Origin of the sequence: Pseudomonas brassicacearum, from assembly GCF_000585995.1 — a bacterium.
In the GTDB taxonomy this organism is placed as follows: domain Bacteria; phylum Pseudomonadota; class Gammaproteobacteria; order Pseudomonadales; family Pseudomonadaceae; genus Aquipseudomonas; species Aquipseudomonas brassicacearum_A.
Window position 1 is genome coordinate 477808 of the sequence record NZ_CP007410.1, and the last position, 19812, is coordinate 497619.

The 19812-nt window shown below is 60.9% G+C and carries 17 protein-coding genes; 13 read left to right on the forward strand and 4 right to left on the reverse strand.

Going from position 1 to position 19812, the window contains the following annotated elements; translation table 11 throughout:
- The first annotated feature begins 227 nt into the window (after positions 1-227).
- The 12 genes from gbpA (at position 228) to gspM (ending at position 11210) form a co-directional block, all read left to right on the forward strand.
- Entirely contained in the window at positions 228-1694 is a 1467-nt protein-coding gene (gene gbpA, locus CD58_RS02035; protein WP_025211422.1) for an N-acetylglucosamine-binding protein GbpA, read from the forward strand.
- A gap of 141 nt (positions 1695-1835) precedes the next feature.
- Positions 1836-2363 (forward strand): type II secretion system protein N, encoded by a 528-nt coding sequence (locus tag CD58_RS02040; RefSeq protein ID WP_025211423.1) that lies wholly within the window; start codon positions 1836-1838, stop codon positions 2361-2363.
- Between the two features lie 8 nt (positions 2364-2371).
- Entirely contained in the window at positions 2372-4297 is a 1926-nt protein-coding gene (gspD, locus tag CD58_RS02045; protein ID WP_025211424.1) for a type II secretion system secretin GspD, read from the forward strand.
- Positions 4294-5766, forward strand: a complete 1473-nt coding sequence (gene gspE, locus CD58_RS02050; protein ID WP_025211425.1) for a type II secretion system ATPase GspE — start codon at positions 4294-4296, stop codon at positions 5764-5766. Before gspD ends, gspE begins: the two co-directional genes overlap by 4 nt.
- A gap of 4 nt (positions 5767-5770) precedes the next feature.
- Positions 5771-6979 (forward strand): type II secretion system inner membrane protein GspF, encoded by a 1209-nt coding sequence (gene gspF / locus CD58_RS02055; RefSeq protein WP_025211426.1) that lies wholly within the window; start codon positions 5771-5773, stop codon positions 6977-6979.
- Positions 6980-6982: 3 nt separating this feature from the next.
- On the forward strand, positions 6983-7429 hold the full coding sequence (gene gspG / locus CD58_RS02060) for a type II secretion system major pseudopilin GspG (RefSeq protein WP_025211427.1): 447 nt from the start codon (positions 6983-6985) through the stop codon (positions 7427-7429).
- Between the two features lie 2 nt (positions 7430-7431).
- Positions 7432-7899: a type II secretion system minor pseudopilin GspH gene (gspH, locus tag CD58_RS02065; RefSeq protein ID WP_025211428.1), complete on the forward strand. Its 468-nt coding sequence runs from the start codon at positions 7432-7434 to the stop codon at positions 7897-7899.
- On the forward strand, positions 7892-8278 hold the full coding sequence (gene gspI, locus CD58_RS02070; protein WP_025211429.1) for a type II secretion system minor pseudopilin GspI: 387 nt from the start codon (positions 7892-7894) through the stop codon (positions 8276-8278). The genes gspH and gspI overlap by 8 nt, the downstream gene beginning before the upstream one ends.
- The gene (locus tag CD58_RS02075) at positions 8271-8804 is read left to right on the forward strand and encodes a type II secretion system protein GspJ (protein WP_025211430.1); all 534 of its coding nucleotides are present in this window, start codon (positions 8271-8273) and stop codon (positions 8802-8804) included. The genes gspI and CD58_RS02075 overlap by 8 nt, the downstream gene beginning before the upstream one ends.
- Positions 8801-9646, forward strand: a complete 846-nt coding sequence (locus CD58_RS02080; protein WP_025211431.1) for a type II secretion system protein GspK — start codon at positions 8801-8803, stop codon at positions 9644-9646. The genes CD58_RS02075 and CD58_RS02080 overlap by 4 nt, the downstream gene beginning before the upstream one ends.
- Complete coding sequence (gene gspL / locus CD58_RS02085) at positions 9646-10749, forward strand: type II secretion system protein GspL (protein ID WP_025211432.1); 1104 nt, start codon at positions 9646-9648, stop codon at positions 10747-10749. The genes CD58_RS02080 and gspL overlap by 1 nt, the downstream gene beginning before the upstream one ends.
- Positions 10749-11210 carry a type II secretion system protein GspM gene (gene gspM / locus CD58_RS02090; protein WP_038436387.1) on the forward strand — a complete coding sequence of 154 codons (462 nt, stop codon included), beginning with the start codon at positions 10749-10751 and terminating at the stop codon, positions 11208-11210. Before gspL ends, gspM begins: the two co-directional genes overlap by 1 nt.
- Positions 11211-11227: 17 nt before the next feature.
- On the opposite strand, the gene CD58_RS02095 is transcribed toward gspM, so the two are convergent.
- Entirely contained in the window at positions 11228-12484 is a 1257-nt protein-coding gene (locus tag CD58_RS02095; protein WP_419178853.1) for an MFS transporter, read from the reverse strand.
- 140 nt (positions 12485-12624) lie between these two features.
- Here CD58_RS02095 and CD58_RS02100 point away from each other — a divergent pair, with 140 nt between their 5' ends.
- Positions 12625-13530 (forward strand): LysR family transcriptional regulator, encoded by a 906-nt coding sequence (locus CD58_RS02100; RefSeq protein WP_025211435.1) that lies wholly within the window; start codon positions 12625-12627, stop codon positions 13528-13530.
- Between the two features lie 509 nt (positions 13531-14039).
- On the opposite strand, the gene queC is transcribed toward CD58_RS02100, so the two are convergent.
- From queC to CD58_RS02115, 3 genes are all read right to left on the reverse strand, one after another.
- Positions 14040-14735, reverse strand: a complete 696-nt coding sequence (queC, locus tag CD58_RS02105; protein ID WP_025211436.1) for a 7-cyano-7-deazaguanine synthase QueC — start codon at positions 14733-14735, stop codon at positions 14040-14042.
- A gap of 255 nt (positions 14736-14990) precedes the next feature.
- Positions 14991-19067: a dermonecrotic toxin domain-containing protein gene (locus CD58_RS02110; RefSeq protein WP_025211437.1), complete on the reverse strand. Its 4077-nt coding sequence runs from the start codon at positions 19065-19067 to the stop codon at positions 14991-14993.
- Positions 19068-19358: 291 nt separating this feature from the next.
- The gene (locus CD58_RS02115) at positions 19359-19805 is read right to left on the reverse strand and encodes an excinuclease (protein WP_025211438.1); all 447 of its coding nucleotides are present in this window, start codon (positions 19803-19805) and stop codon (positions 19359-19361) included.
- Positions 19806-19812 lie beyond the last annotated feature (7 nt).

The following is a 19812-nucleotide window of genomic DNA, read 5'->3' on the forward strand; positions in this document are numbered from 1 at the left end:
TGTTTTTGTTTGATAGCTGTTTCTACTTGTAAGAAGTTTCTTTTGGCATGTAAGAAAAATAGATTCAGAGATCGTTCCTTCTATTTTGAGAGATTTTTCCTACATAGAGAAAGTTCAAGTTTCTATAAGGTTTCGGCGCTTGTGAGGGCTGGCGCTGAACGATCCAGTGCGCCTTGCAAGATGACGGTAAAACATCTTTCAATCTCGATGGATAGTCTGGAACTTATATGAAAAACAACTTTAACAAGAGCGGTGTATTAGCGGGGTGTGCATCGTCATTAGTTCTGTTGTCGGCCGTGCTGACTTCCCAGGGTGTATTCGCCCATGGATACCTTGAAGTACCACCTTCGCGCGCTTTTTTGTGCCAGATAGGTGAAAACAAGAATTGCGGGGGCGCGCAATACGAGCCCCAGAGCACCGGAGAAACGTTCAAGGGCTTCCCGAATGGAGCAGGCGGCGCCCCGCAGCAAGGCCCAATCGACGGCAAGATCGCCAGCGGTGGTAACTCGCTGTTTTCCGCTCTGGATGCGCAGTCGGCAACGCGTTGGCAGCTGACTGAAATCCGGGATCGCGACATCGCCTTCCAATGGAAATACATCGCCCCGCATCCGGCGACCAGACACGAATACTTCATTACCCGCGACGATTGGAAGCCGAACGAGCCGCTCAAGCGTGCATCGTTCGATAGCGCACCGTTCTGTACGATCGATGGCGGTCATCAACTTCCAGTCAGTGGTGCCAAGCACAATTGTGTGATTCCCGATGGCAAGACAGGCCATCACGTCATCCTGGCGGTCTGGACGGTGGGTGACACCGACGCCGCGTTCTATAACCCAGCGGATGTAAACATCCTCGTCGAAGCCGCATTGCCGGGTGGCTGGTCGCCGGTGGGCAGCATCGCGCCATCGACCCAGTTGCTGGTGGGCGACAAAGTCAAGGCACGGGCGTTTTCTGCTTCCGGCGAGAACGCCGAGTACAGCGTGCAAATCAGCATCGACAACGCTGAAGAAGGCAAACCTGAAAACTGGTCGTTCAAACTGGCCGACGCCATCAACAAAGCCCATCCCTTGATTCGTGCCGGTATCCGTGATGACGAGGGCAATATCACGCCGATCAAGGGCACCAACAAGCTGTACGCCCAGAAAGAAAGTGGCGTGACCCGCTACGAAGTGCAACTGGACATGCTGGAAGACGCCGCCGCCAGCATGAAGATCTCTTCCCTGCAGCCAGAGTACGTGCTCGACAAAGGTCGGGTCAGCCTGACGTTCACTGCGCAGACCAACCGCAAGATGAATCTCGAAGCCACGTTGTTCGATGAGAAGAACAAGCCGGTCGGCGTCGAGACCCAATCCGTGGCTGAAGGCAGCACCGGCCTGAACATGGACGTGCGCAGTGCGCCAGGTGTCCACACCCTGACGCTGGTGGGCACCACCGAAGACGGGCGCACCACTCGCCAGGATACCCAGGAAGTCACCCTGACCGGTGAAGGCGCGGGCATCGAATACGACTTCGTGTTCCCTGAAGGCATCAGCGGCTACACCGCCGGTACGAAAGTGCTGCAGCCCAAGACCGATGAAGTCTTCCAGTGCAAGCCATTCCCAGCGTCCGGCTACTGCAAGCAGTACAGCCCGACCGCGAACGGGTTTGAACCAGGTATCGGTGCCTCCTGGCAAAGCGCCTGGGACAAGTTGTAAGTCCTGACAGGCACGGCTTCAGGCGGCTCGCAGGGGTTGTCTGAAGCCTTCAAGCGAGGGTGCGGTGATGCATTCCAATTGTTCCCGGCGTTGCATGTCATTCGCAGAGCCTCCGGGCGCGATTATTCAGCGAGGGCAAACGTGAGTGTTTCTTTTTGGGCTGGCGGCAACCTGCCGAAGGCATTGCTGGTGCTCATGCCGCTGCTGTACGGGCTATTCCTGGCCGGACAGGAGTGGCGTTTTCGCCAGGCATTGGAGCTTGATGTGCCGGTGGTGGCTGACGCAACGGTCGTTCCGGTTCGCCACCTGCCCAACGTGCAGGCGGTGGCGAGCGTGCTCGGCCTGGTGCCTGCAGGTGCCCACGCACCCAGCGCCGAACCGATGACGTTGCAAGCCAGTTTTGTCGCAGGCCAAGGCTTGTCGCGGGCATTGCTGGCTGACGCCGCCGGCCCGCGCATCTACCAGGTGGGTGAGCGTTTACCCGGTGGCAGCGTGCTGCGCCGGGTCGAGGCCAGCCATGTGACGTTGTGGCGCAACGGGCGTGAAGAGCGCCTGGCCCTGCTGCCAGAGGCCAAGCCCTTGCTGCGTCGGCTGGGCCCCGAAGACGCGCGCCATGCCACGGTTCATTCCTCGCAATATCTACGCCCGGTGGCCGGGCAACCAGAGTGATCGAATTCATGAACAGCTTTATCCGAGGCCGTGTATTGCGCGTCCTGTTCGGCCTTGCCGTGGTTGGCCCACTGACGCTCCACGGTTCGCTGCGGGCCGAGGAAGCCCAGTGGCAACTGGCGATGAACAATGCGGAACTGCGCGACGTGGTCGAGGAGTTCTCGGCGATTCTGGGCAAGACCGTGGTGCTTGATCCCCGCGTGTCGGGGCGTATTACCGTCATGTCCCGCGAAGCACTGGACCGTGAAGGCGTGCGTCGGTTGTTCTATTCGGTGCTCGATGCACACAACTTCACGGTGATCGACGAAGGCGAGCGGATCCTGATCACCCCGGTCAGCGATGCCAAGACGCGCGCCGGTAACGATGCCAGAAGCGCCACGCCGTCGCAGTTCGTTACCCGGGTCCTCGATCTGCAATCGAGCATTGCCGCCGATGTCGCCGGACTGGTGCGGCCCTTGGTGTCGGCCAATGGTTACGTCGGCCCCTCGATATCGTCCAACGCTGTGGTGGTCACCGACACCGCCGCCAATGTGCAGCGCATCGCCGGGGTGGTGCAGCAGTTGGATTCGGGGCGTAACCGCAATCATGTGGTGGTGCGATTGCGCCATGCCCAGGCCGGTGATATTGCGCCGCTCATGGAAGCCTCCGGTGGCAAGCGCGAGGGTGATACGGCAGGTCTGGTGATCGCTGACGCCCGGAGCAATCGCCTGGTGATCATCGGCGCACCGGCAGTGCGTCAACGCCTGGTGGATCTGGCCCGGACCCTCGACGTTCCGGCCGTCGCTTCCCAGGACAACGCGCGGGTCATCCGCCTGCGCTACAGCGATGCCAAGCAACTGGCCGAGGTGCTGGAAAGTGTCGGGCAGGATAAAAAAACCACACCGGCCCTCGCCGGACTGCGAGACAGCGCGCCCGCCAGCGCCTTCATGATCAAGGCCGATGAAAGCCAGAATGCCCTGGTGCTGATCGCCGAACCGGCCCAGGTGCGCACCATCGAAAACATCGTGCGTGAATTGGACCAACCCCGCGCCCAAGTGCTTATCCATGCAGCCATCGTCGAGATTTCCGGCGACATCGCCGAAGCGGTGGGGGTGCAGTGGGGCCTCAACCGCGGCAGCGCCAAGGGCTTCATCAATTTTCCGGGAACCGACGTCCCGGTCATCGGCGCAATGGACCTCAATAAACTGGATAAATCCACGGAAGGCGCGATCCTGCGGCTGGGTGGCGATCGCTTCAGTGCACTGGTCTCGGCGCTGGCGAGCAATACCCGCAGCAATCTGCTTTCCACCCCCAGCCTGCTGACCCTGGATAACCAGGAAGCGGAAATCATCGTGGGCAAGAACGTCCCGTTCAAGACCGGTTCCTACGCCACCAACAGCAACGGTGCGGACAATCCGTTCACCACCGTTGAGCGCAAGGACGTCGGCATCAGCCTCAAGGTCAAGCCCTACATCAACGAAGGCTCCACCTTGCGCCTCGAGGTCCAGCAGGAAGTCTCGGACATCGCGCCGTCCGTCCGTGGCGTGGACTCTTCGGACCTGATCACCAATAAACGTGCCTTGAAGAGCACGATCCTGGCGGACGACGGCGAGATCATCGTGATCGGCGGCCTGATCCGCGACAGTGTCCAGACCCAGGAAAGCGGGGTGCCGCTGTTGCGCAGTATTCCGTACCTCGGCGCACTGTTTCGCTGGACCCGCGACACCCAGACCAAAAGCAACCTGATGGTGTTCCTGCGCCCGACCATCGTGCGCAGCAACGAAGACCTGGCCGATGTGAGTCGCCAGCGCTACGACGCGCTTCGTGAGCTGAGCAAACCGGGCTCGCGGAAAAACAATTCGTTGTTGTTGCCCCGGGATGCCCGGCAGTTGTTCGAGTCGTCCACGCAGGCGCCGACGACCGACCCGCTTGAACCGCAAACGGGTGACTTGTGAGTGACTCGCAAACCCTGCTGCCCTTTGGTTTCGCCAGGCGTTTCGGTGTGCTGCTGGACGGCGAGGGCCCGACCTTGAGCCTGGTGATGCGCCGCGATACGCCGCTGACCGTGGTGGCGGAAGTCCAGCGTTTGTGCGGCCGGGAATGGCCGATTCAAGTCCTGGAAACGGCGCCGTTTGCCGCGCGCCTGGCCAGTGTCTATCGCCAGGGCCAGCGCGCCGCCGAACAGGTGGCCCAAGGCCTGGATGAGGAACTGGACCTGCTCAGCCTGGCCGACCAGGTGCCGCAGACAACCGACCTGCTGGAGCAACAGGGCGATGCGCCGATCATCCGGCTGATCAATGCCCTGCTCAGCGAAGCGGTTCGCGAGCACGCTTCGGACGTGCATCTGGAAACTTTCGAGCACGCTCTGTCGGTACGCATGCGCATCGACGGTCAGTTGCAGGAAATGCTGCGTCCGCGCCGGGAGTTGGCGAGCCTGTTGGTGTCGCGCATCAAGGTCATGGCCCGCCTGGACATCGCCGAAAGACGCGTGCCCCAGGACGGGCGAATGGCGTTGCGCCTGGCCGGGCACGAAGTCGATGTGCGGGTCTCGACCCTGCCTTCGGCCCACGGCGAGCGCGTGGTGTTGCGCCTGCTCGACAAGCAGGCCGGGCGCCTGGATCTGCAGCGCCTGGGCCTGCCCGACGACACCCTGGCCGGCTTGCGCCACTTGCTCGGCAAACCCCACGGCATCGTGTTGGTGACCGGTCCCACGGGGTCGGGCAAAACCACCAGCCTGTACGCGGCGCTGAGCAGCATCAACGACCAGAGTCGCAACATCCTCACCGTCGAAGACCCCATCGAATATCACCTGCCGGGCATCGGCCAGATGCCGGTCAATCCAAAAGTCGACATGACCTTTGCCCGTGGCTTGCGGGCGATTTTGCGCCAGGACCCGGATGTGGTGATGGTCGGTGAAATACGCGATCGCGAGACCGCCGAAATCGCGGTCCAGGCCTCCCTGACCGGGCATTTGGTGCTCTCGACCTTGCACACCAACAGTGCCGTCGGCGCCGTCACGCGGTTGGTGGACATGGGCGTGGATGCCTATCTGCTGGCCTCGTCCCTGGCCGGCATCGTGGCCCAGCGCTTGCTGCGGGCCTTGTGTCCATCCTGCAAGACGCCTTACGTGGCCGATGCCGCCACCTGCCGGCGCCTTGGGCTAGAAGCCGGCGCCGCACCGCGGTTGTTCAAGGCTCAGGGTTGCGATCAATGCCAGAAGGGTTATCGCGGGCGCTTCGGCATTTATGAGCTGGTGAGTATCAGCGCCGCGTTGTCGCAGCTGATTCATCAGGGCGCCACCGAGCAGGCGTTGGCCATTGAGGCGCGCAAGACGTCTCGCAGCCTGTTTCAGGACGGACGCCAGCGAGTGCTGGAAGGCCTGACCAGTGTCGATGAACTGCTGCGCGTCGCCCGGGAGGATTAGCGCCATGCCGACCTTCGACTATCGGGCCGAAGATGCCCAAGGCCGCCGCTGTAAGGGCCGGGTGGAAGCTGACAGCGCTCGTCATGGGCGGCAGCTGCTGCGCGAGCGTGGCTTGCTGCCCAGCGAGCTGCGCGAAGCCGGGGAGCCGAGAACCCTGGGGCCTCGGCATGCCGGGGGGCGTTTGAGTCCGGCGGATCTGGCGTTGTTGACCTTGCAGCTTTCTACCTTGATCCAGGCCGGTCTGCCCCTCGAGGAAGCGTTGGCTGCCGTGGCGCAACAGAGCCAGAAACGGCGTGTCGCCCACCTGCTCTCGGCGGTACGAAGCCGGGTGATGGAAGGGCACGCCCTGGCGACGGCTCTTAGGGCCTTTCCCCAGGCGTTTCCCGAGCTGTTCTGCGCCACGGTCGCGGCCGGCGAACAATCCGGGCACTTGGGCCAGGTGTTGGAGCAACTGGCGAGCTACACCCAGGCGCGCCAGGCGTCGCGCCAGCGCATTCAACTGGCGTTGGTGTATCCGCTGATCCTGATGCTGGCCTGCGTCGCGATCGTCGCTTTCCTGTTGGGCTACGTGGTGCCGGATGTGGTGAGGATTTTCGTCGACAGCGGCCAACCGTTGCCGTGGCTGACCCAGGCGCTGATCGCGGTGAGCGATGGGTTGCGCCGCTATGGTCTGCTGCTGGCCGGTACGCTGGCCGGGTTGCTCGGGCTGTGGCGCTGGGGCCTGCGCCAACCGATGTGGCGCCTGCGCTGGCATCGTCTGTTGCTCAGGTTGCCGCTGGTGGGCGAGGTATTGCGGGCAATGGAAGCGGCCCGGTTCGCCAGCACCCTGGCGATCCTGAGCAAAAGCGCCGTGCCTTTGGTGGAGGCCTTGCACATTGCAGCGCAGGTGATCGGCAACCTGACGATCCGCGCCCGCATGGCCGACGTCGCCCGTTCGGTCCGCGAGGGCGGGACCCTGACCCGTGGCCTGGAGCAGGGCGGTGACATCCCGCCCTTGATGCTGCACATGATCGCCAGCGGCGAGCGGGCCGGCGAACTCGACAGCATGCTGGCCCGAGCCGCCGAACAACAGGAGGCCAGCCTCGCGGCGCGCATCACGTTGGTGGTGAGCCTTTTCGAACCGGCCATGTTGGTACTGATGGGCGGCATCGTGCTGCTGATCGTCATGGCCATCCTGCTTCCTATTTTGAGCCTCAACCAATTGGTGAATTGACCCATGACATTTCAAAACAACCGACCTCAACGCGGCTTTACCCTGATCGAGATCATGGTGGTAGTGGTCATCATCGGTGTCCTTGGCGCCATCGTGGTGCCGCAGTTCATGAGCCGGCCCGATCAAGCCAAGGTCACGGCCGCCCGTACCGATATCCAGGCGATTGCCACGGCCTTGGAAATGTATCGCCTCGACAATGCGCATTACCCTTCGACCCAGCAAGGCCTGGAAGCGCTGAGCAAGCGTCCGTCCGGCACGCCCGCGGCAAGGAACTGGAACCCCCAGGGTTATTTGAAAGCCCTGCCGATCGACCCTTGGGGCACGCCTTATCAGTTTCTCAACCCTGGTCTCAAATCGCTCGACGGCAGCTATGACCTGTACTCGCTGGGCGCCGATGGCGTGCCGGGCGGTGACGGGTTCGCTGCCGACATCGGCAACTGGGCGGAGTGAACATGGGGCGTCATAGTCGAGGTTTCACCTTGTTGGAACTGATGGTCGTCATCGTATTGATCGGGGCACTGCTGGGCATGGTCAGCCTTGCCATCGGCCCGAGCCCGGCGCGCGAAGCCCGACAGCAAGCCCAGGATTTCATCCGGGTGGTGCAGCAATTGCGTGAGCGGGCGGTGTTGGATGGGCAGGAATACGGTGTGCGCATACAGCCTCGTGGTTATCAGGCGGTGCGACTGGAGACTCGGGGCTGGACCGCGGTGTCGGCGTTACACCGGCTGCCTGAAACGCTGACGCTTGGACTGGAGCAAGACGGCCAGCGCCTGACCCTCGATGAGGCTCAAGGCTCCCCCCAGTTGCTGATGCTCAGCAGTGATGAGATCAGTCCGTTCCGGTTATTCATCAAGGTCGCTGGCCAGACTGTTTCTCAGGTATTGAGTGATGGTCTCGCCCAGCCGCTGATCGATGAGTGACGCGCGCAGGCTGGCCGCCGACTGCCAGGGATTAACGCTGCTGGAGGTCATGATCGCGCTGGCGATTTTCGCGACGTTGGCGGCCGCGGTGCTGTCGGCCAGCCAGTTCGTACTCACGCAAAGCGTCGGGCTTGAGGAGCGTCTGTTCGGCGCCTGGCTGGCTGACAATCAACTGAGTGAACTGCGTTTGCAAGCCGTTAAGTCGCTCGGTCAACAGCGAATGTCCCGACGCATGGATCAGCGTGACTGGGTCCTGCAACAACAAGTCACCCCGGCCCGTGACCCGCATCTACTCCAGGTCGAGATCCAGGTCAGTCGTGCCGATGGCTCGTCTGTCGTGCATCGCACCACCGGCTGGGTCCGCCAGCGTCATGAATAAGCAGTCGGGCTTCACCTTGTTGGAGTTGGTTATCGCCATCGCCATTTTCGCCCTGCTCGGCCTGGCCGGTTGGCGTCTGTTCGACGGCGTCGTGCGTACCCAGCAGGGCGCGGGCCAGCATGAGCGTGAAATCAGGGCCCTGCAGCGCGCCGTGGGGGTGATCGAACGGGATGTATGGCAGGCCGTTGCCGGCAGTGTTGTGCTCGCGCCGGGACATCTGCAATTGCAGCGTAGCCATTGGCGCAACCCGTTGGATCAGCCGCGCAGCGAACGGCAAACCGTGAGCTATCGACTCGAGGGTGCCGTGTTGTGGCGCGACAGTCACGGTGAAGGGGCGGTTATCGTGCAACGGCAGAAACTGCTCGAGGATGTACGCAGCCTGAGCTGGCGAGCGTTCGACCCGAAACGCGGCTGGCACATCGAAACAGCGGGCGACAGCGCGCCGCTGGCGTTGGAGTGGGTCGTTTCTGCGGGGCGTTTCGAGCAGATCCGTCGCGTGCTGCTGTTGCCTGGGGCGTTGCCATGAAACGACAACGCGGCGTGGCGCTGATCAGCGTGTTGTTAGTCCTGAGCCTGGCGCTGTTGCTCACTGGCGGGATGCTGCGCAGTCATCGGCTGCTATTGCAGAGCAGCGCGCAGCAGCTGCAGCAAGTCCAGTTGCGCCAGTTAGGGCTGGCCGGTGAAGCGTGGGCGCTGGGGGTATTGGAAGGCAGCGCAATCACACCGTCCGGGCCGGTTGACCTGAGCCAGGACTGGGCCCGGCTCGAGCCTGCATTCGCCGTGGAAGATGCCGAGCTTCACATCGATATCGAGGACCTCTCCGGGCGTCTCAACCTCAATGCGTTGCTGGCCCAGGGCCAAATCGATCAGGTGACCCTCGGCCGTTGGGCGCGATTGCTGGCGTTGCTCGACTTACCGGAGTTGTCGTTTCCCCAGGTCGGGCCGGTGCAGGAGCTGAGTCAACTGCGCCTGTTGTCGGGCATGGACAGCCAGACCCTGCGACGCCTGGAGCCCTGGGTGATGGTGTTGCCCAAAGAGGCCCGGCTGAACATCAATACCGCACCGCTACTCTTGTTGATGACCCTGGACGGCATGGAGGACGGGCCGGCCAAGGCGCTGGTCAACCAGCGGCCCAACAAACCATACGCCAGTGTGCAGGCATTCACCGGCGACCCCTTGTTGTCCGGATTGGGCCTCAGCAGTCATGGCCTGGGCGTGAGCAGCCGCTGGTTTCGCATCAGTGTGAGGGTGGCTCGCGCGGGCAGTCGTCTGCGCCTGGCCTCGGATATTGAGTTCGACCCTGTTACCGGACGCTGGACTGTTCGTCAGCGTCGTTTTTTACCGATCAGCCCCAGTGAGCGCCCTTGATGAAAACCTGGCTTTACCTGACGGCCGAAGGCTTGGCTGCCCCCGGCGCCAATTGGCCGTGTTGTGTGTGGTCGCCAACGGGCGAACGACGCGGCCTGCCGTTGCATGAAGCCGCCCATGCGTTGAGCGGGCGAGCCGTCACCGTGCTGTTGCCGATGGAAATGTGCAGCTGGTTTCGCAGCGATCCCTGGCCCTCGCGACGCCAGCCCCGACCCCAGGCCCTCGCATTCGCCATCGAAGAGCAACTGAGTGAGAACCTGGAGGTATTGCACATCGGTATCGGCGTTCGGGACCGCCAGCATCGCTATCCGATGATGGTCGTTGAGCGAACCAGGTTCCAGGCGTTGCTGGCGCTGCTCGCCGAGCAAGGCATTGATGCACGTGCGATGCATGTCGATGCCGATCTGGTGCCCGACGACAATGCTTTTGGCGTGCGCTGGTTCGGTCGCTGGCTGTTGGGCGGCGCGTTGTCGGCGCGGGTGTCGTTGTCGGCCCGGGGCTTGGCAACGCTCAAGCCTGGCTTGCCTGAAGACATGCACTGGTTGGACGAGGAGCGTGATCGCCAAGGCATCGATGAGTGGCTGTTGAGCGCTGGCGGACATCCCATCGACCTGTTGCAGGGGGAATTCCGTCGACGCCGCCAGCCTTTGCCATGGCGCGGCGCGGCGGCGGTTGCGTTGGGGGTGTTGCTGCTCACCTGGGCTTTCAGCGAAGCCCGTGTGCGCTTTCTTGAAAACGAAACCCGGCGTTTGTATGCCCAAAGCGAGCAGCGATTCAGGTCGCTGTATCCCGAGCAAAGCAGGATCGTCGACCTGTCGGCGCAATTCCAGGCGTTGCAGAGTCGGCGCGGGCAGGGCCGGGATACCCAGGTCGCTCGTCTGGCGCGCCTGACGGAGCAGGTCATTGGCGCCAGCAACGTCGAGGTGCAGCGCATCGATTTTCGTGAAAACGAAGGCTGGAAGATCCAGCTGACGGCCAACAGTTTCGTCGAGCTTGAACAACTGCGTGAGCGCGGGCAACAGAACGGACTGCCTGTCACCCTGGGCAGCGCCAGCAAACAGAACAATCGAGTGCAGGCCACTCTCACGCTGGAGAACGGTTGATGAATATCCATGGATGGCAGGGTCTGAAACGCGCCTGGGAAAAAAAGTCAGGCCGTGAGCAAGGGCTGTTGCTGGGGCTGGCCGGGCTGGTGCTGGTGATCGTGGGTTACCTCTCGATCTGGCAACCTACCCGGCAACGGCTTGAGGTCGCCGAGCGACAGTATCGCCAACAGGCCGAACTGAGCGCGCGGATCCAGCGTGCCGAGCCCGGTCGCGACACGGGTGTTGCTACGCGCCCCTTGTCGGTGCAGGTCAACGACAGCGCGACAGTGGCGGGGTTGGACATCACCGAAATGGAGGTGGACGGCGATTCGTTGCGACTGCTCGTCAGCGGCGATGCCAACCCGCTGCTCCATTGGCTGGAGCAACATGAACGGGAGGGTGCGGTATTGCAGTCGCTGACGCTGGAAGCGCGTAATGGGCTGTTGGACGCGCGGGTGGTGTTGGGACGGATCGACTAGGACTCGCCACAGGCCGGCTAAACCTGAACATTCCCCGGCAACAACGGCAATTTCGCCAATTTCACCGCCACGCACAACGCCACCACCAACAACCCACCGATGAACAGACCGACCCCGTTCCAGCCACCCAGGTGCCAGGCCACGCCACCCGCTGTACCGGCGACACTCGATCCGGCGTAATAGCTGAACAGATAAAGCGACGACGCCTGGCCCTTGGCCTGGAGGGCACGACGGCCAATCCAGCTGCTGGCGACCGAGTGGGCGCCGAAGAAGCCGAAAGTGAACACCAGCATGCCCAGCACGACCAGCCACAGCGGCGTGGCCATGGTCAGCATGAGGCCGGCCAGCATCAGGGCGATGGTCGCCCAGAGCATTTTGCGGCGGCCGAGTTTGTCCGCCAGTGCGCCGACTTTCGCCGAGCTGTAGATGCCCGACAGGTACACCACCGACAGCAGGCCGACAAAGGCCTGGTCCAAGTGATAAGGCTGGGCCAGCAGGCGGTAGCCGATGTAGTTGAACAGCGTCACGAACGCACCCATCAAGACGAAGGCTTCGAGAAACAGCAGCGGTAATCCGGCATCGCGAAAGTGCAGGGTGAAACCGTCCAGCAGGCTGCGCGGATGCAGTGAACGGGGCCGGAAGTTGCGCGACTCGGGGAGAATCCTCCAGAACACCGCCGCCGCGATCAAGGCCAGGCCACCAATCACCAGCATCGCGGTGTGCCAGCTGACAAAGTCGATCAGTACTCCAGTGATCAGGCGTCCGCACATGCCGCCGATGGCATTGCCGGCGATGTACAGCCCCATCGCCAGGCCAATGTGCTTGGGATGGATTTCTTCACTCAGGTAGGTCATCGCCACCGCTGCCAACCCGCTCAATGACAGCCCCACCAAGGCGCGTAGCAGCAGCACGCCGTGCCAGGTCGGCATCATGGCACTGGCGATCGTGCACACCGATGCGGCGAACAGCGCCGCGACCATCACTGGCTTGCGGCCGATGCGGTCGGAAATCGGGCCGGTGATCAACAGACCGATGGCGAGCAGACCGGTCGCCACCGACAGGATCAGACTGCTCTGCGCCGCATTGATGGAAAACTCCGTGGACAACAGCGGCATCATCGGTTGCACGCAATACAGCAGGGCGAACGTCGCAAAACCGCCGCTGAACAGCGCCAGCACCGTGCGCATGAACATGGGCGTGCCTTTTTCGATGTAGATGTCTTTCAGTTCGGCGACGACCTCATCTTGCACACGAGGTGGGATTTCATGGGCCAGTGGAGCAACAGCAGTTTTCACGATGGACCTCGAAGGAGCACGGCCAGGCAGGCAATGAAAAAAGCATATAGCCCGCTAATGTTTCTATCCAATATATTGTTCGACCTGTTTAAGACGTTTTACGACCTATTGGATTGCCCATGGAATTGCGCCACCTGCGTTACTTCATCGCCGTTGCCGAAGAACTGCATTTCGGCCGCGCCGCCCTGGCCCTGGGTATCTCCCAGCCGCCCCTGAGCCAGCAGATCCAGGCGCTGGAGCAAGAGATCGGCGCGCGTTTGTTCGAGCGCACCAATCGTCGGGTCGAACTGAGCGAGGCCGGGCGACTGTTCCTCGAAGAGGCGCGACGGGTGCTGGCCCAGGTCGACAAGGCGGCTGATGTGGCCCGCCGCGCCCAACTGGGTGAACTGGGTGAGCTGAAAATCGGCTTCACCTCTTCGGCACCGTTCAACTCCACCATTCCCCAGGCGATCTTCTCGTTCCGCCAACGCTTTCCCGCCGTGCACCTGAACCTGCGGGAAATGAGCAGTACCCAGGTGGCCGACGCACTGCTGGACGAAACGATCGAGGTGGGCATCATGCGGCCGTTGCCACTGCACGACTCCTTGAGGGAAATCGAACTCAGCCGCGAACCGCTGGTGGCCGTGCTCAGCGCCAAGCATCCATTGGCCCAGGCCAACGAAGAAGGCCTGTTTCTCTCGGCGTTGGCCCAGGAACCGTTCGTGTTCTTCCCGCGCAGCTACGGCAGCGGCCTCTACGCGCAACTCCTGAGCCTGGCCCGCGACGCCGGCTTCAGCCCGCACTTCGCCCAGGAAGCCGGCGAAGCCATGACCATTATCGGCCTGGTGGCGGCAGGTCTGGGTGTCTCGGTACTGCCAGCGTCCTACCAGCGCATGCGTATCGATGGCGTGGTCTATCGGCCGCTGCTCGATCCGGCGGCGGTCTCGGCGGTGTGGCTGGTGCAGCGCAAGGATCAGCGGTCGCCGATGGCGAAGGGGTTTGTGGAGTTGTTGACTGAAAATATAGACACCCACAGGTCGGCGTGATGAATAAAAACTTGCCTATATGTGAAGGGGCGCCGCAAGGCTAATGCTGTTCATTCGAAAACAATGATGAATCTGTGGCGAGGGAGCTTGCTCCCGCTCGGCTGCGAAGCAGTCGTCAACCGGCGGGTACGGTGTGTCTGATGCTCCGCATTTGGCGGGTTTTGGGACCACTTCCCGGCCCAGCGGGAGCAACCTCCCTCACCACGGGTGTATCGATTGCCTTAGGTGAACAGCATTTCACCGAAAAGCGCCCTTGTTCGTTGCTACACGCAAATCTGCTGGCGCACCCGGCGGCCGACCAAAGGCCGGTGGTGGCCGAAAAACTTGCCCGCTGGAAACTATGCGAAGTATTCATCTGTTGTAGAGCTGATTTTCCCTGAGCGAGCCGGCCTTGCTATCCGCCTATGGCGCCAGGGCGTTGTTTAGAAAGTATGTAACCGGCGCGCAGCCTGCATAAAAGCTCAATGGGCTATCGCCTGATAGCCCAATTATCCATTCGTGCGTTGTGCCTATAAATCCAGTTTTGTCTTCAGGCTGTTCATGATTTCCGCCCGGTTTTCAAGGTAATGGCTCAGGCCCTTTGCGCGCAGATGACAGGCGGCGCAGTCACCGCAGCCACTGCCCTTGATGCCGTTGTAGCACGTCAGTGTCTGTTGATCGATGAACTCCAACCGCCCGTGATAATCGGCCAGCGCCCAGGTTTGGGCTTTATTCAGCCACATCAAGGGCGTCTCGATTCGCAAGGGATAGTCCATGCCCAGTTCAATGGCGTTGTTCAGCGCCTTCACAAACGCATCGCGGCAATCCGGATAGCCCGAGAAGTCGGTTTCACACACACCGGTGATAAGCGTTTTCGCACCCACCTGATACGCATAAATAGACGCCAGGGTCAAAAACAGAATATTGCGCCCAGGCACGAAGGTGCTGGGCAGGCCATCTCCGTCGCTGTTGGCCGCGGGCACTGGAATGTTGTCGCGGGTGAGGCTGCTGATGGCCAGTTCGTTGAGCAGGGTGGTGTCCAGTATTTTATGAACGGTCACGCCAAGGGCATTGCAGAGTTGTTGTGCCACTTCGATTTCTTGACGATGGCGCTGGCCGTAGTCGAACGTGATGCAATGAACTTCGTCGTACCGGGGTAAGGCGTGAATCAGGCAGGTGGTTGAATCCTGGCCACCGCTGAAAACGATGACTGCCTTTTTTGTCATTTCATTCATCTTGGACCTGTCCCAATAGGTGCTGAAGGAGTGACCCTAGCCCGAAGTTCAACACCTGGTTGTGGGAAGTTTCCGAATTTACGTGCTCCGCTTTCTCTATTTGAGTTTTCAGTCGCAAGTGAATCCGCTTGAAGATCGCTGCCACGGCGGGTGCCGCACACCCGGAATCCTCGCCAGTTGGAATTGTCCGTGTGCGGCGGCGCTTGCCGTGGCAGGCGGTACTTACCTCGACCCTTTATTTTTCACTTAGCCCTCCCACACCGTCGCAGGTTTATTGGCGTGGTAATCATAAAAGCCCTGGAGTACCCAGGTGTCGCCCTTGCGTTCGAACGCGGCGCGCCATGCGCCTCTGCCGCTGCCGGGGGATAGCTGGGCCATGTCGTACCAGTAATATTTGTTGATGCGTTTTGTCGTGGCCCTGCCCGCTCGAATGTCATCCATGATTTCGTTGATCTTGGCTCGGGCCGCTTCGGGAAAGTTGTCATAGGACATCTGTGTTTCAGCCAGAGTACTGAGACTCACCGTAAACTTGTCTATTGCGGTTGATGCTTCCGCCAGTACTGGTGGAGTGCTGGTGGTAGGTGATTTGCCAGGGACCTTCTTCGTCGGCACCTGGGTCACGACCTCGATATCAAACGTGTCGTAGTTCGAGAGATTTTTCGTGAAGTTAGTAATGTCCTCTCCGGTGACCAGTAGTGTCTTTCGCTGCGACTTGCCCTTGTTGGCAATGACGTAAGGAATCTTGTTGTTGCGGATTTCCGTCAGGAGCCCGGGTTTGTGTCTTTTTTTCATCTCGTCCCGGAACGCGCCGAGCTTTTTCTTTTTGTACTCCGCGAAGTTTGCAGGGTTTGTTTTATAGTTTTCCCTGGCAGCCGCTACCTCGGGACCTTCTCCTGAAAACAGGACACCCAGGTCCTCCCAGACACGCTTTTCCGCAACTTCGACCACCTCATGAATATCGTTCTGGATTTTGGTCATGGCGGCTTTTTTCTTTCCCTGTTCAGGGATGATGGTGATGAATAATGCGCCGGTGAGGTTGTCTGGCAAGGAGGACATCATCATCTTGAAGTTGCCTTCGCTGTCGAAAAGCTCCTTCTTGAGCGGCAGGGTCATGTCGAATATTTTTATTTTTTGAGCGGAGGTGAGCTGGATCCCTCTTGCCTGTGAGTCGATGTCTCGGGTGCAGTAGTCGACGGCCTGCCATACGTTGAATTTGTACAGCAGGCTTTCGTGGGGCTTTTTATGTTGCGCCTGGTTGTGGAGTCCTTTGTTTATCTGATTTATTCGTAAGCGGTAAGCGTCTATGTCGTGTACGGCGATGTCATTCATGCTCTCGCGCAGGATGCGCTCGGCCAGCTCTTCAGGCATCGAGTGGATGACCTTCTTTACCGTATTCACCACTTCCCGGGAAGGCCAGTGGTGGTCGACGAGAACACCCTCTACCAATGTGCTATAGGTTTTCTGTTGCGGGGTTTCCGGGGTCCGACTGAATAGACTCTGTATGTTTCCGCCACCGCGCAGCCGTTGTGGTTCTTCGATCTGCCACCGACCATTTTTCCAAGTCACTGTCAGCTGATGAGTACGGTTGTTTGGCGTATAGATAATCCGCTCGCCTGCTTGTATCGCGGTTTTGCAGTAATCATTCCTCAGCTTCAAATAACCTTGCCCGCCCGTGTCTCTGTACAGGTTACGACCCTCGGGGATCAGCCCTTTGCCGTCAAAGCCTTTCAGAAGGAACGGTCCCAGCTCCGGATCAGGCATGCGGGGCAGGGAAGACAGTTCCGGGCGGGTCTTGTCCCGGCGCCGTGTCGCGCGGGCCATGATCAAGTCCTGCCCAGCCTCTGCCATGACCTCGCCCAGCCCACTGATGAAATCACGGGTCCACTGGCTGAAGCTGCCGCCTTCGTCTTGTATTGCCGACACCCCGGCGCCCCCGGCCATCACCGGCAGGATCGCACGTCCCAGCACGCCGCCCAGGCGGCCCGCGTAGAACATGGCCATTGCGCCCGCCAGCAACGTGACGCCGTTCCTGCGCCCCTCCTGGGCCGCTGCGCTGTCGCGCTCGGCGTTTGTCACCGTCAGCGCATCAGCCGTCTTGAGCGCGTGGGTGATCTGCGTTTCGTGCAAGGCTTTGAGCAGGTTGCCTTTGACCGCCGGGGACGCGACTTTTGAGGCGAAATCGTCCTTAACGCGATGCTTTATCCACGAGAAGGTGGGTTGCGTGACTTTCTTGATTTTCTCGTCGAGCGTCAGGTTGTCCGACGCCGGCACCAGGCTGGCAAGTTGATCGGCCTGTTCCATCAGAGGCAATTGTGAAATCAGCCAACGGGTCATTTCCAGTGTGGCGGTGAGCGTCTGCACCAAGGCTGATTCCAGCTCCCGGGTGCTGCCGGCGTCTACGTCCCTGAAGACTTTGCCGTCCGGCGCCCCTGGCGTGTACAGCGTCAGTGAGGGCCGGCTGGTGAATGTCTTCACCCCAAATACCAGCATCTCTTTCAACACGCTGTCGCCCCACTGAATCTGTCGAACCACCACCTCATGCCCGTTGACCTTGCTGCGCCCCTCGGGCGCTGGACTGCCCAGCGCTGCCAGCACCAGGTTCAGGCCGGTGTTGTCCTTGTCGTGGGTAAAGTCACCGGAGATATGGGCCGCCCACGCCTGCGCGCGCATTTGTTTCCCTTTCAAGGACATCCATTCGGCCTGATGCTTCCGGGCGGCGAGCTGCAACGCGGCCGGGAGCCGGGAACCCACGTTTGCCCGCTCAATGACTTCGACTATTTGCGCGAAGCTCAACGGCCCCTCGACGGTCGTGTGAGCCGCATTGCGTTCGTCCGGCGTCAGGTTGGACATCGCCCATTCCGTCAGGGAGCGGCGGTCATCAACTATCGCCTTCACCTGGCCCAGCGCGACCCCGGAGCCAAACGGCGACTCGCCTGTCGGGGCGTGCGGGTCGATGAGCTGCTTGCGGATACTCAGGGACACCTGGTCCGGGTCGACCGGGGGGTATCTGTCCTTGATGAATCCGGCCAGCAATGTGCGCGTGCGGTCTTGGAGTGCTTCAAGGGTGGCCAGTGTCACCGGGTCCGGCGGTGGAGGCGTATCCAGCATAGTGATCTGCAGGTCTTGCACCGCCCTCCACCAGGCCACGCGATCATTGCCGGTGACGTGCGGGTTGCCGCGCAGCCAGTCGTCGAGTCTTTTCTGATACAGCCGTAACGTGCGCTCGTCCATGGCGCCGGCCAGGTCCAGCCTGTCCCTGACACCCGTCGCGGCATCCAGCCTGGCTATCCAGGCGCTGATCTCTTCGCCTTCTCCCGGCCCGTTCAGCAACGCGTCGCTCACGGCTGTTTTCTGCGCCGTTCGCAGATCCGTGACCAGGCGAGCGAGGAAGTCCTCGGCCATGGGGGTGGTATTCACCTCCTCCCAGACGTTATCCGCATCTTCAATCAGACTGGTCTTGAGTGCGTCCAGGCTTGCGTACATTTGCAGTGGATTACCCGGGCTGTAGAGGATCGCGCTTCCGGGATTGTCGGTATTGTCATGCTGTGTCAGCGCAACCGCGCCCGGCATCGGCACACTGGACCACCACCCTTCGGGGGTGACACTCAGGCTATAGACCCCGGGCCGGACACTTTCCGCCATCTTGGCCCGAGACGCGGCATCCAGTGCCGACAGCGCATGCTCCGTCAGCGCTTTGTGCATCGGCAGACCCAGGATTGCGTCCAGCCGATGGAGGTCTGCTTGCGCCTTGAGTTGCCTGCCGAATTCATGAGCCAGCCAGTCGTCAATGCTGCGGTCCGGGCTGAAATCGGACGGTTTGTCCCAGAACTTATCCAGAGCCTCTGTCAGCAGTTGTTCATACGACACCGGTATGAGGCTGATCAGTCGTTTGATTGCTTCCTTTGCGTCACGGCTATTCAAGGTGGCCGGCATATCCGTGACGTTTTCCTGATCGGTGACGACGTTGATGCTGGCCAGATCGATGAAGAATTCCCGCGCATTTACCTTACCGGCGACGGCGCGCCAGAAAAGTGTATTGAGGGGAACTGTCTCGAGCACTGTCCGTTTAACCGTCGATGCATCGGTTGTGTGGGCAGGTTGAGGAATGCGTTCGTCGTGCAGCCGGCACACGAGTATTTCTTTTACGGTCACCTTGTCCGCCATCGCGGGGAAGCTTTTTCTGAACCAGTAATCCAAGTGCCGTGTAGCCACCTTCGAAGGGCGTGGAAGGGTGTCGTTCAGGCGGATCATCTGCTGCTGCGAGGCCTTGAGTTGGCTTATCAGCAGGGCGCTAGCGGTTTGTAAAGGGTTGTTCTCCAGCATGTTCTCTTCCTGAGAAAATTTTCGGAAGGGATAACCTATTGAAGAAGCGCGAAGAGGGGGCGGTATATAGATACCGCATGTAGCGGCACCGGGCGATGTACACAAGTTGTGAAGACATGATCTATGTGGGGGCCGCGCTTGCTCATGATGGCCGATAGCTGCTCATGCTTCAGCGCGGACCTCCAGAAGCGGAACGCGGAGCGTCCCTGGCGGCGTTCCCACGCGGGAGCGTGGGAACGATCAAAATGGCTGCGCAGCCCAGTGGGAGCGCCACCGGGCCTCTTTAGCGCTTTATTGCACCTTCGCCAAATCCCCTTTCAACGCAACGCCCGCCATGATCGCGCCGGCGTGGCATTCGTAGGTGGTCGGATCCTTGCGTTCGTTGCTCTTGTAGAAGCTGACGATGTTGGTGACCGCATTGGCGCCGGCGTTCTTGGCGGCCTGGTGCAAGCTGATCAGTGCCGATTGCAGCACCCATTCGCAGGCCACTTCATCGGATTTGTTGAAGGCATTGGTTTTCTTGTTGGTCACGGCACCCGGGCTGACGACGGTGACGTTGCCAGCCGGTTTGTTGCCAGCCAGGTAGAACTTCACGCTGCCGTCGATTTTGCCGGTGCGGATGGCTTCGGCGACGACTTTGTCAAACGGCAGGAACAGCGCGGTATCGCGAGCCTGGCTGATGGCTGGCAGGGTGCTGAGCAAGAGAGCGGCGGTTACGGCGATTTTCTTCAACGACATCATGAGT